12 protein-coding genes and 1 tRNA gene are annotated in these 12,294 nt (G+C 61.3%); 2 read left to right on the plus strand and 11 right to left on the minus strand.

Going from position 1 to position 12,294, the window contains the following annotated elements; all coding sequences use genetic code 11:
* The first annotated feature begins 86 nt into the window (after window positions 1–86).
* Window positions 87–341, plus strand: a complete 255-nt coding sequence (locus tag AWB82_RS34980; RefSeq protein WP_086973846.1) for a hypothetical protein — start codon at window positions 87–89, stop codon at window positions 339–341.
* Window positions 342–477: 136 nt separating this feature from the next.
* The gene (locus tag AWB82_RS34985; RefSeq protein ID WP_086973847.1) at window positions 478–825 is read left to right on the plus strand and encodes a hypothetical protein; all 348 of its coding nucleotides are present in this window, start codon (window positions 478–480) and stop codon (window positions 823–825) included.
* Here the strand turns inward: AWB82_RS34985 and AWB82_RS34990 are convergent.
* From AWB82_RS34990 to AWB82_RS35045, 11 genes are all read right to left on the minus strand, one after another.
* Complete coding sequence (locus AWB82_RS34990) at window positions 815–1,414, minus strand: short chain dehydrogenase (protein ID WP_086973848.1); 600 nt, start codon at window positions 1,412–1,414, stop codon at window positions 815–817. The genes AWB82_RS34985 and AWB82_RS34990 overlap by 11 nt on opposite strands.
* 166 nt (window positions 1,415–1,580) lie before the next feature.
* Window positions 1,581–1,961 carry a MerR family transcriptional regulator gene (locus AWB82_RS34995; protein ID WP_086973849.1) on the minus strand — a complete coding sequence of 127 codons (381 nt, stop codon included), beginning with the start codon at window positions 1,959–1,961 and terminating at the stop codon, window positions 1,581–1,583.
* A gap of 89 nt (window positions 1,962–2,050) precedes the next feature.
* Window positions 2,051–2,455: an integration host factor subunit alpha gene (locus AWB82_RS35000; RefSeq protein WP_008350190.1), complete on the minus strand. Its 405-nt coding sequence runs from the start codon at window positions 2,453–2,455 to the stop codon at window positions 2,051–2,053.
* A 62-nt stretch (window positions 2,456–2,517) separates the two neighbouring features.
* Window positions 2,518–4,950 (minus strand): phenylalanine--tRNA ligase subunit beta, encoded by a 2,433-nt coding sequence (gene pheT, locus AWB82_RS35005; protein ID WP_086973850.1) that lies wholly within the window; start codon window positions 4,948–4,950, stop codon window positions 2,518–2,520.
* An 81-nt stretch (window positions 4,951–5,031) separates the two neighbouring features.
* Window positions 5,032–6,045, minus strand: a complete 1,014-nt coding sequence (gene pheS / locus AWB82_RS35010; protein WP_200818274.1) for a phenylalanine--tRNA ligase subunit alpha — start codon at window positions 6,043–6,045, stop codon at window positions 5,032–5,034.
* A 213-nt stretch (window positions 6,046–6,258) separates the two neighbouring features.
* Complete coding sequence (gene rplT, locus AWB82_RS35015) at window positions 6,259–6,618, minus strand: 50S ribosomal protein L20 (protein WP_008350196.1); 360 nt, start codon at window positions 6,616–6,618, stop codon at window positions 6,259–6,261.
* 28 nt (window positions 6,619–6,646) lie between these two features.
* Window positions 6,647–6,844, minus strand: a complete 198-nt coding sequence (gene rpmI, locus AWB82_RS35020) for a 50S ribosomal protein L35 (protein ID WP_006052501.1) — start codon at window positions 6,842–6,844, stop codon at window positions 6,647–6,649.
* Window positions 6,845–7,077: 233 nt separating this feature from the next.
* Window positions 7,078–7,605, minus strand: a complete 528-nt coding sequence (gene infC, locus AWB82_RS35025) for a translation initiation factor IF-3 (protein WP_086973852.1) — start codon at window positions 7,603–7,605, stop codon at window positions 7,078–7,080.
* Window positions 7,606–7,652: 47 nt separating this feature from the next.
* Window positions 7,653–9,560 carry a threonine--tRNA ligase gene (thrS, locus tag AWB82_RS35030; RefSeq protein WP_086973853.1) on the minus strand — a complete coding sequence of 636 codons (1,908 nt, stop codon included), beginning with the start codon at window positions 9,558–9,560 and terminating at the stop codon, window positions 7,653–7,655.
* A gap of 293 nt (window positions 9,561–9,853) precedes the next feature.
* Window positions 9,854–9,930 (minus strand) — tRNA-Val (locus tag AWB82_RS35040).
* A 94-nt stretch (window positions 9,931–10,024) separates the two neighbouring features.
* A complete protein-coding gene (locus tag AWB82_RS35045) occupies window positions 10,025–12,247 on the minus strand; it encodes a RelA/SpoT family protein (RefSeq protein ID WP_086973854.1) in 2,223 nt (740 codons plus the stop codon).
* Window positions 12,248–12,294 lie beyond the last annotated feature (47 nt).

Raw genomic sequence — 12,294 nt, forward strand, 5'->3', positions numbered from 1 at the left:
ATTAAAGGCTCTCCGGCTTCTAGCCGGAGAGCCTTTTTTCTTTGGCCCGTCCCGGGGCGTTGTATTGATCAAGAAGAACAAGAACGATGGCATATAGCAAGCTCAACAATCCGCGCGCGTTTCCCGGCAACAGCAACTACGGCATGTCGCTGAGAGACTACTTCGCAGGCCAGGCGCTGGCGGGCGACATGGCCGACGATGGCCTTCCTAACGACGCATCGCCCGCATTGCTCGAAGAGCGCGCGCAACTCTACTACCGTCTCGCCGATGCCATGCTCAAGGTCCGCACCGCGGAAGAGGCCCTGACCAACACGACCGCCATGATGGGCATGTCAGTCTGACGCCGCTCGTCGTAGACGATGCGTGCAGCCGAGCCGGCGCGCAACGTCGTATATTCAGACGTTAAAGCCGAAAAAACACTTGTGTGTCAGTCATTTAAGCTCTAATCTTAACGTGACACATAAGGAACGGCGCCCCATGCCTTTGTCTGTCCCAGCGTCCGCGCAAGAGCGGCGCGCCTCATCCGGTCGAACCGGCTCCGCCCTGCGCGCGGAAGTCGCGAGATGGTTCGATCCGCGAAGTGGTGCGCGCGTCACGCGCTTCGGGCGCATCTATCCTGGCGGCAGCCGCTACATCTCCGTGCGCGCCACCAAACCGGGCCGATGCTTCGCGCTCTATTTCTTCCATCATGGCCTCGACGACTGGCGCATCTATCCGCCCTGGGGCGTCGGGCCGAGCATCGTCTACTGGTCGGTCAAAATCAAGCTGCCGGCCTCGCAAGCCGCCGGCCCGAAAAAGCGCTTCCGCGTAGGCGTCAAGTCTTAGCCGCAGGCAGGGTCTGTCCGGTCATCGTCTCATCGACGGCGCGTTTGTACACCTTCGCGACATCGGCGGCGGCGATACCTTGCGATGCATCCTTGCCCATCGAAGCCAGCGTTTCCGCGACCCAGCCCGGACTCACGACGTTCACGCGCAGTTTGCCCTGCAGTTCGAGCGCCGCAACGCGCACGAAGCCTTCGATACCCGCATTGACGATGCTCACCGCCGCGCTGCCGATCATAGGTTGCTGAGCGAGCGTACCGCTCGTCAACGTGATAGACCCGCCTTCGGCTACGTGACCCGTCGCGCAGCGCACGAGATTCGCCTGTCCCATCAGTTTGTTTGCGAGGCTGAAGGCGTAGTCCGCGTCGGCGAGCGAATCGAGCGGCGCAAACTTCGCTGCGCCGCCGACGCAAACGACAGCGCCGACCTTCCCGACCTTCTCGTACATCGCGACGATGCTCGCCTTGTCCGACAAATCCACCGATACGTCCGAGCCCTTGCGGCTCGCGCCGATCACTTCGTGCGCGGGTTCGAGAATCCGTTTGATCTCCGTGCCCAACATGCCAGTTGCGCCAACGAGCAACACTCGCATAAGCCCTCCTGAATCGACGTGATTGAGCCTCGGCGGGCGCGCCTGCCGAGGCAACGAAGAAATCGCAGGCACTATGCTACTGCCGTCGCGGACGGCGTGCAGAGCGTGAGTTGGACAAAAAGAAGCCGCGACGACGCGCGGCATTGAGCATGAATTCTGGTGACACTCATCCGCCCAGCAGATCGATCACCTGAAGAATGTCCTTGCGCAACAGATCGACATCGACGCCCGGTTGCGCCGGCGCCGACGCTTGCGTTTCGGCGATCTCCGCTTCCTCGTCGAGCGCGCGTCCTTGTGAATCGAGCCGGTTACGCGCCCCGTTGATCGTGAAGCCCTGCTCGTACAGCAAATCGCGGATGCGGCGGATCAACAAGACTTCGTGATGCTGATAGTAGCGGCGATTGCCACGCCGCTTCACCGGCCTCAGTTGCGTGAACTCCTGTTCCCAATAGCGCAGCACGTGAGGCTTGACGCCGCACAACTCGCTGACTTCGCCAATCGTGAAGTAACGCTTGGCGGGGATCGGAGGCAAGACGACTTTTTCCATCGTCGATCAACCATCGTTATAGGTGATGTCGATTGAAGCGCGGTGGTCAAGCAATGCGGCGCGCGATGCATTCGCGCGCCGCCGGGAAATCAGCGAGTGAGATCGGTCTCCGCTCCCGTTTCGACCAGCGCCTTCAGCTTCTGACTTGCATGAAACGTGACGACCCGCCGCGCGGCGATAGGAATGGCCTCGCCCGTCTTCGGGTTGCGGCCCGGACGCTGAGGCTTGTCGCGCAGCTGGAAGTTGCCGAAGCCGGAGAGCTTGACGCTCTCGCCGCTCTCCAGCGCATCGCGGATGACTTCGAAGAAGGCTTCGACCATGTCCTTGGCTTCGCGCTTGTTCAGACCGACATGGTCGAACAGCATTTCCGCAAGCTCGGCTTTGGTGAGCGTCGGCGTGTCGCCGGGCGCGCTCGAGGTCGGGATATCTCGGGTCATGGCGCTACGCTGCGCCGAAAGAAGGGCTTCGAAATCACTCGAGTTCATTTGGTTCATATCGGTAAAACGGCGCCCATGTTAAAGACCTGGCGATTGAGACGGAAAGGGCCAACTGCAGGCTATCCGCGCAACCGCGCGCCGTGTACTCGAGCCAGGCGATCCACTAGCGTTTTGATAGCCGTATCGACCGTTTCGTCCTGAAGCGTGCCGCCAGTATCTTGCAACGTTACACGGAAGGCAAGACTTTTCTCGTGGGCTCCCAGACCACCGGAAGTATTTGATTTTGGACGAAATTCGTCAAAAAGCGCAACCCTCGTGACGTGCCTGCAAGCGGCCTCCGAGCGCGCGTTTTCGAGCTCGTCGAGTAATGTCTGAACCGCGACGTGTTGATCCACGACAATGGCGATATCGCGACGCACCGGCGGGAATTTCGACACTTCGGAGGGCACCGGCAATGCGCGATCCATCAGCGCATCGGCGTCGATTTCGAAGAGGATCGGCGCGTTCGGCAGGTCGTACTTCTGCAGCCAGCGCGGATGCAGTTCGCCGATCCAGCCGACCGCGCGCCCCGCCACTTCGACGCGCGCGCTACGTCCCGGATGCAACGCGGGATGCTCCGCCTTCACGAAGCGCGGCGCAACCGGTGCGAAGAGCGCTTCGACATCGCCCTTCACGTCGAAGAAGTCGACGTTGCGCGAAGCCGCGCCCCACTGCTCCTCGATCACCGGGCCGTAGGCGAGGCCGCCGATCATCTTCGGCTGCGCGAAGCCTTCGACCGCGAGTTCGCCCGCCTTCACCGTTGCGTCGCGATGAAACACGCGCCCCGCTTCGAACACGCGCACGCGGTCCGCGCGGCGGTTCAGGTTATGGCGCAGCACTTCGATCAGGCTGCCGAACATCGTCGTGCGCATGACCGAGAGCTGGCTCGCGATCGGGTTCAGCAGCTTGATCGGGTTATCGTTGCCGGCAAAGTCTTTTTCCCACTCGGCATCGACGAAGCTGAAGTTCACCGTCTCCGAGTAATCGCGCGCGGCGACTTCATGCCGCAGCGTGTGGATAGAGCGCTTCGTTTCGTTTGTGATGCGCATCTCGCTGCGCGCAACCGGCGGGCGCGCCGGAATCTTCTCGAAACCGTAGATGCGCGCGACTTCCTCGATCAAATCCTCTTCGATCTCGATATCGAAGCGATACGGCGGCGGCGTGACCTTGAAGGTATCGCCGTCGCGCTCGAACGCGAGGTTCAGCCGCGTGAATATCTGCGCGATCTCTTCGGCGCCGATCTCCACGCCGATGATCCGGTGCGCACGCGACACGCGCATCGACACCGGATTGCGCTCCGGCACGTTGACGATCTGATCGTCGACCGGACCCGCCGCGCCGCCGCAGATGTCGAGAATCAGGCGCGAGATGCGTTCGATGTGCTCGACCGTCGTCGAGTAATCGACGCCGCGCTCGAAGCGATGCGCCGCATCGGTCGAGAAGTTGTACTTGCGCGCGCGGCCGCGAATCGCATCCGGCCACCAGAACGCGGCTTCGAGGTAGATGTTGGTGGTGTCGAGCGACACGGCGGTGCTGTCGCCCCCCATGATGCCCGCGAGACTTTCGACGTGACGATCGTCGGCGATCACACCGACGGTCTCATCCAGTTCGACAGTGCTGCCGTTCAAGAGCTTCAGCGATTCGCCTTGCTTGCCCCAGCGCACTTCGATCGCGCCGTGAATCTTGTCGAGATCGAACACGTGCGTCGGACGGCCGAGTTCGAGCATCACGTAGTTGGAGATGTCGACGAGCGCGGAGATGCTGCGCTGGCCCGAGCGTTCGAGACGCTCGACCATCCATTGCGGCGTCTTCGCATGCGCGTTCACGCCGCGGATGACGCGGCCCGAGAAACGTCCGCACAGGTCGGGCGCGAGCACCTTGACCGGCAGCTTTTCATCGAGCTTCGTCTCGACCGCGGGCATTTCCAGTTGCTTCAGCGGCGCGCCGGTGATCGCGGCGGTCTCGCGCGCGACGCCGAACACCGAAAGGCAATCCGCCTTGTTCGGCGTGAGCTTGATCTCGAAGACCGTGTCGTCGAGGTTGAGCGTCTCGCGGATATCCTGACCGACCTTCGCATCGGCGGAGAGGATCAGGAGGCCGCTGTGATCGTCCGACAGCTTGAGCTCACGCGCCGAGCACAGCATGCCCTGGCTATCGACGCCGCGCAGCTTCGTCGGCTTGATCGCGAACGGCTCGCCGCCCGCTTCCGCCGGCGGCAGCACCGCGCCGATCAGCGCGACCGGCACCTTGATGCCCGGCGTCACGTTCGGCGCACCGCACACGATATTCAGTTGCTCGCCCGTGCCGGCATCGACCTGACACACGTTGAGCTTGTCGGCGTTCGGATGCTTGGCGACTTCGAGCACCTGTCCGACGACGATCTTCGTGGTCGGCGGCGCGACCGGACGCAGATCTTCGACTTCGAGGCCGGCCATCGTCAGCGCGTGCGCGAGTTCGTCGGTGGAGAGCTTGGGATCGACGAAACTGCGGAGCCAGGATTCTGGGAATTGCATGTGTGTCTACGTTCGAAATATTTGAAGTCTCTCGTCCGGTTTCGTTTTTTGACGATGCCGGACGCGCGGGCGCTGTGTGCTTTACGCGAACTGACGCAGGAAACGCAGATCGTTCTCGAAGAACAGACGCAGATCCTGCACGCCGTAGCGCAACATGGTCAGGCGCTCGAGGCCGCTGCCGAATGCGAAGCCGATGTAGCGCTCCGGATCGAGGCCCATGTTGCGGATGACGCTCGGATGCACTTGACCTGAGCCGGAGATTTCCAGCCATTTGCCCGCGTTCTTGCCGTGCTCGAACATCATGTCGATCTCGGCGGACGGCTCCGTGAACGGGAAATACGACGGACGGAAGCGCACGAGAATGTCGTCGCGCTCGAAAAATTTCTTCAGAAAATCAGTGTAGACGCCCTTCAGATCCGCGAAGCTGATGTTCTCTTCGATCCACAGGCCTTCGACCTGGTTGAACATCGGCGAATGGGTGGCGTCGCTGTCCACGCGATACGTGCGGCCCGGCACGATCACCTTGATCGGCGGCTTGTTCATGCGCGCGTAACGCACCTGCATCGGGCTCGTGTGCGTGCGAAGAAGCAGCGCGCGGCCATCGGCATCCTTGCCGTCGACGTAGAACGTGTCCTGCATCGAGCGCGCCGGATGGTTCTCAGGGCTATTCAGCGCCGTGAAGTTGTACCAGTCGGTTTCGATCTCGGGACCGTCCGCCACGTCGAAGCCGATCGTGCGGAAGATCTGCTCGACGCGTTCCCACGTGCGCATCACCGGATGCAGTGTGCCCGCGCCCGCGCCGCGTCCCGGCAGCGTGACGTCGATGGCTTCCGCCGCGAGACGCTGATTCAGGAGCGCGTCGGCCAAGGCCTGACGGCGCGCGTTCAGCGCGGCTTCGACCTGCTGCTTCGCCTGATTGATGCGCGCGCCCGCGGTCTTCTTCGCTTCCGGATCGAGCTTGCCCAATCCCTTCAGCAATTCGGTCAGCGCGCCGGACTTGCCGAGGAACCGGGCCTTCTCGTTTTCGAGCGTGGTGGTATCGGCGGCGTGTTCAAAGGCGCTTTTCGCGTCGGCGACAATCTGGTCCAGATCCATTGATCCCATCTTTTAGCGTCGAAATTCAAACTGAGGTTCGGTTTTGCTCATCCACCCAGTGCTTGATGCACGCCGACGGCGTGGATAAGCAAAACCGTCCGACCAACAAAAACGGGGCTCGGTGAGAGCCCCGTTTTCTGCCTTCACGCCGCCGTCAACGTATTTCTACGATGCGGCGACGAGAAGGCGAACCACGCAGTACTAATTTCGCAATTAGGCTGCAACGGCGGCTTTCACCTGCTTCACGATCGCAGCAAAAGCAGCCTTGTCGAACACAGCCATGTCAGCCAGAACCTTACGGTCGAGTTCGATCGAAGCCTTCTTCAGGCCGTTGATGAACACGCTGTAGGTCATGTCGTGCTGACGCACCGCCGCGTTGATACGCGTGATCCACAGTGCGCGGAACACACGCTTCTTGTTGCGGCGATCGCGATAGGCGTACTGGCCTGCGCGCATGACCGCCTGCTTGGCGATGCGATAGACGTTATTGCGACGGCCGCGGTAACCCTTGGCCAGACGGATGATCTTCTTGTGACGGGCCCGTGCGGTAACCCCACGTTTTACTCGAGGCATGGTGCTCTCCTTTGAGTGTCAGTTGAGGTTAGGCGAACGGCAGCATTGCGCGGACGGAGTTCAGATCGGAATCATGAACGGCCGTGGAGCCACGCAAATGGCGTTTGTTCTTGGTGGTTTTCTTGGTAAGAATGTGGCGCTTGAAGGCCTGACCGCGCTTGACGGTACCGCCCGGACGCACCACGAAGCGCTTTGCAGCACTCTTCTTGGTCTTCATCTTCGGCATGAAACTACTCCAGTTTATTAGATGGTCATGGGTGTGCGGCTGATCCGTCGATACTGACTACGAACCCCTTCCCGCCCTTCGAAACCCACGCTCCACTTATGTGCCAACGGTTCAGTGAAGAACCGCCGCTTTTCATGATCGGCGTCACCGGAATGACGCCGACCTGAACCTGCCGGCAATGCCGCGCCGAGCGCCTTTCGACGGCGCGCGATCCATCGCCTTACTGCTTTCGGTTACTTACCCTTCTTCTTCGGGGCAAGCACCATGATCATCTGACGCCCTTCCATCTTCGGCATCTGCTCGACCTGAGCGTACTCGTCCAGATCGGACTTCAGCCGCTCAAGCATACGCATGCCGATTTCCTGGTGCGCCATTTCGCGACCGCGGAAACGCAACGTGATTTTCGTCTTGTCGCCGTCTTCGAGGAAGCGCGTGAGGTTGCGCAGCTTGACGTTGTAGTCACCGTCATCTGTGCCGGGGCGGAATTTGACTTCCTTCACCTGCACAATTTTCTGCTTCAACTTCGCTTCGTGCAGCTTCTTCGCTTCCGAATACTTGAACTTGCCGTAATCCATCAAACGGCAGACAGGCGGCGAAGCCTGCGGCGCGATTTCGACGAGATCCACGTCGAGCTGTTCCGATTGACGGAAAGCGTCGGCCAGTTTCACGATTCCGAGCGGCTCGTTGTCCACTCCGACCAAGCGCACTTCCGGCGCAGTAATTTCACCGTTGATGCGATGTGACGACTTATCAGTAGCGATGTTACGTTTCCTCTAAATATGAAAAAACAAGCCGCGCTGCGAGTGACTTACTTGAACGCCCGCACTTCCTGCTGCAGACGTTCGAGGAATGCGTCGATTGGCATCACGCCGAGATCGACACCGCCACGAGCACGCACGGCCACGGTTTGCGCATCGCGCTCCTTGTCCCCGACAACCAGCAAATACGGAACCTTCTGGAGCGTGTGCTCGCGTATTTTATAACTAATCTTCTCGTTGCGCAAATCGGACTCTACTCTAAGCCCTTGTTTTTGCAACGATTGGGCTAGATTCCCAGCATATTCTGCCTGACTTTCAGCAATATTCAGCACAACAGCCTGGATCGGGGCGAGCCACGGCGGCATGGCGCCGGCATGGTGCTCGATCAAAATGCCGAGAAAACGCTCCATTGATCCGACGATTGCCCGATGCAGCATCACCGGACGACGACGGCTGTTGTCTTCTCCCACATACTCGGCGCCGAGACGTTCCGGCAGCACCATGTCGAGTTGCAGCGTGCCGCATTGCCACGAGCGGCCGAGCGCGTCCTTGATGTGGTACTCGATCTTCGGACCGTAGAAAGCGCCCTCGCCCGCGAGCTCTTCCCACTGCAGACCGCAGGCGGTCAGCGCCTCGCGCAAGCCCTGCTCCGCGCGATCCCAGGTTTCGTCGGTGCCGGCGCGTTGTTCCGGGCGCAGCGACAGTTTGATGTCGATGTGCTCGAACCCAAAATCCTTGTACACGCTCATCGCGAGCGTGTTGAACGCGATCGATTCCGCGATGAACTGATCCTCGGTACAGAAGATGTGCGCATCGTCCTGGACGAAGCCGCGCACGCGCATCAGGCCGTGCAGCGCGCCCGACGGTTCATTGCGATGGCACGACCCGAATTCCGCGTAGCGCAGCGGCAGATCGCGATAAGAGCGCAGACCGTGATTGAACACCTGGACGTGGCCCGGGCAGTTCATCGGCTTGATCGCGTAGTCGCGCTTTTCGGACTCGGTCGTGAACATGTTTTCACGATAGTTCTGCCAGTGCCCCGACGCCTCCCACAGCGAGCGGTCCATCACCATCGGGGTCTTGATTTCGAGATAGCCGGCTTCGTTCACGCGGCGACGCATGTACTGCTCGACCTGCTGCCACAGCGACCAGCCCTTCGGATGCCAGAACACCATGCCCGGCGCTTCATCTTGCAGATGGAACAGGTCGAGCTGCTTGCCGAGCTTGCGGTGATCGCGCTTCTCGGCTTCTTCCAGCATGTGCAGGTATTGCTCCTGGTCTTCCTTCCTGGTCCAAGCGGTGCCATAGATGCGCTGCAACTGCTCGTTCTTCGAATCGCCGCGCCAGTATGCGCCCGCCACCTTCATCAGCTTGAAGACCTTCAGCTTGCCGGTGGACGGCACGTGCGGGCCGCGGCACAAGTCGATGAAATTGCCGTGACCATAAAGCCGGATTTCATCGCTTTCCGGGATCGATTCGATGATCTGCGCCTTGTACTGCTCCCCAATGCTCTTGAAGTACGCGACCGCTTCATCGCGCGACACGACGCGGCGCGACACCGGCTCGTCCTTCTTCGCGAGTTCCTGCATGCGCTTCTCGATCTTTTCGAGATCTTCGGGCGTGAAGGGACGGCTGTACGAGAAGTCGTAGTAAAAGCCGTTATCGATGACCGGCCCGATGGTCACTTGCGCCTCGGGGAACAGATCCTTCACGGCGTAGGCCAGCAAATGCGCGGTCGAGTGACGCACGACATCGACGCCTTCCGGGTCCTTGTCGGTGACGATCGCGAGCGACGAGTCCTTGTCGATCAGAAACGAGGTGTCGACGAGTTCGCCGTTGAGCTTGCCGGCGAGGGCCGCCTTGGCGAGGCCCGCGCCGATCGATGCCGCGACTTCCGCGACGGTCACCGGGTGGTCGTATTGTCGGACCGACCCATCAGGCAAACGTACCGAAACCATATCGTTCTCCAAGACGCCGGCGCACGCCGAGCAATTTCGATTAAGCATTGCCACGCGACTTCATTTCGAAAATCGCGAGACAAAAAAAATGCGGCCCCGCTATCGAGGGGCCGCATTCACTTTTCACACATACCGCGAAACAATTTGGCAGAAGGCGAATATGGTCCTCGACTAGCGTCGCTCCGAATTTGTTTCGGTCAACGTTCGACGTGCCATGTTTTTCGCCTTTTGCGCTGAGCGCTTCTTGCGGTTTGAAATTCCGCGAACCGGAGTTCGTTGAGTTTCGTTTTCGTTGGTAGGCTCGATTGGACTCGAACCAACGACCCCCACCATGTCAAGGTGGTGCTCTAACCAGCTGAGCTACGAGCCTGAAAGAAGTGAGATTATATGGAGCGTTTCGAATCTTGGCAAGTGCTTATCTTCAGAAAAATCGAAAATATTCGCCGATCCGTTCACACTCCCGGCTACGCGCGACGCGAAGCGCGAATCACGCCCTGCACTTCGCCCAGCAGCGTGCACGCGCGCTGAATCTGCGCGGCGCTCGACACTTCCACGGTGAACTGCATATACGCGATATTCCTGCGGCTCTGGCTTTTCACGCCGATGACGTTGATCTTTTCGCGCGCGAACACTTCGGAGATATCGCGCAGCAAACCCTGCCGGTCGGTCGATTCCACCGAAAGATCCACCGGATACACCGACGAGCCGCGCCCGTTCATCACGTCCGCTGACCAGGTCGTGTGCAGCACGCGTTCGGGCGAGCGTTGCGCCATGCGCTCGAACGTCGCGCAATCGGTACGGTGTATGGACATACCCTTGCCGCGCGTGACGAAGCCCGCGATCGGATCGGGCGGCGCCGGGCGGCAGCACCGCGCGAGTTGCGTGAGCAGCGCATCCACGCCGACGACCAGCACGCCCGTCGATGCACCGTGCGCGACGCTCTGTCCGCTGCTGCGTTTCTCGAACTGCTCGGGCGCTTCCGGCTCGGGCTCGGGCGGCGGCGTATCGGAGAGCGCCTGCTCGATATTTCGCAGACTGAACTCTTCTTTGGCGACGACCGCGTAAAGATCCTCGGGCGCCTTAAAGCCGAGTTTGGTCGCGAGGTGATCGAGACTGACCGACGTCTTCCCCTCGCGCTGCAAGGTCTTCTCGACGATGCTCCGACCCGCCGCGATGTTCTCCGCCGCGTCCGCCGCGAGGAACCACGAGCGCACCTTCTGCCGCGCGCGGGCGCTATGCAGGTAGCCGAGTTGCGGATTGAGCCAGTCGCGCGATGGCCCGCCCTCCTTCACCGCGACGATCTCGACTGTCTGCCCGTTCTGCAGCGGCGTGTTGAGCGGCACCATCGCGCCGTCGACGCGCGCGCCGCGGCAACGATGCCCGAGTTCGCTGTGCAGGTGATACGCGAAATCGACGGCCGTGGCGCCCTGCGGCAACGCGATCACGCGCGCCTGCGGCGTCAGCACGTAGATGTGGTCGTCGTCGAGCGTCGCATCGCGCAGATGCTGCCAGCCCGGATGCTCGCCTTCGACGTCATCCTTCCACGCGAGAAGCTGACGCAGCCATGCAATCTTCTCGTCGTATTTCTCGCTCGCCGTCACCTGGCCGGCATAGCCGCGCGCGCCCGCTTCCTTGTAGCGCCAGTGCGCGGCCACGCCGTACTCGGCGAACTGATGCATCTCGTACGTGCGGATCTGCACTTCGAACGCGCGCCCGTCGTCGCCGATCACGACCGTATGCAACGACATGTAGCCGTTGGGCTTGGGACGCGAGATGTAGTCGTCGAATTCGCGCGGCACCGGCTGCCACAGGTTGTGCACGATACCGAGCACGGTGTAGCAATCCTTGATGTCGCCGACGATCACGCGAAACGCGCGCACGTCGTTCAGTTCGGAGAAGTCGAGATGCTTGCCGCGCATCTTCTTCCAGATGCTGTAGATGTGCTTCGGCCGCCCGCTGACGTCGGCCTTGATGTGCGCGGTATCGAGTTCCTTTTGCAGACGCGCGATCGCTTCGGTCACATACGTCTCGCGCTCGACGCGCTTCTCGTCGAGCAGCTTCGCGATGCGCTTGTACGTGACCGGATCTTCGAAGCGGAACGACAGATCTTCGAGTTCCCACTTCAGTTGCCAGATGCCGAGCCGGTTGGCGAGCGGCGCGTAGATCTCAAGCGTCTCGCGCGGCACGTCGGGCGTTGGCTCGATCTTGTGCGCGGCGTAATAGCGCAAAGTCTGCACGCGCGATGCGAGCCGGATCAGCACCACGCGAATGTCCTGCGCGAACGCGAGCAGCATTTTGCGCAGCGCCTCGACCTGCGTGCGGCGCGCGGCCTGCGCATCGCGCGTGTTCTCGGGCAGTTCCGCGAGCGTCGCGCGCGAACTGACCGAGCCGAGCCGCAACAGCTTGCGCACGTCGCCGACGAGCCGCTGCACTTCCGGGCCGAAGCGCTCGGCGATCACCTTCTCCGGATCGTCGAGATGCGGCGCCAGCACGAAGAGCGCCGCCGCGGCGATCGCATGCGAATCGACGTTGAGCGTCTGCACGATGCGCGCGGTGCCGGCGGCGTGTTCCGCGAGCGGCTCGCCCGTCGAGACGCGCGCGTCCTTCGCGTGCTCGCGCACGAACGCGAGCGCGTCGTCGATGGACGGCTCGGGCAGCGTTGCGGCGGGGATGGCGGTCTCGGTCATGCGGGCAATGCCACTACGTCAGGCGATGCGACGAATCAACTGCGTTG

Origin of the sequence: Caballeronia glebae (assembly GCF_001545035.1) — a bacterium.
Taxonomy (GTDB): Bacteria; Pseudomonadota; Gammaproteobacteria; order Burkholderiales; family Burkholderiaceae; genus Caballeronia; species Caballeronia glebae.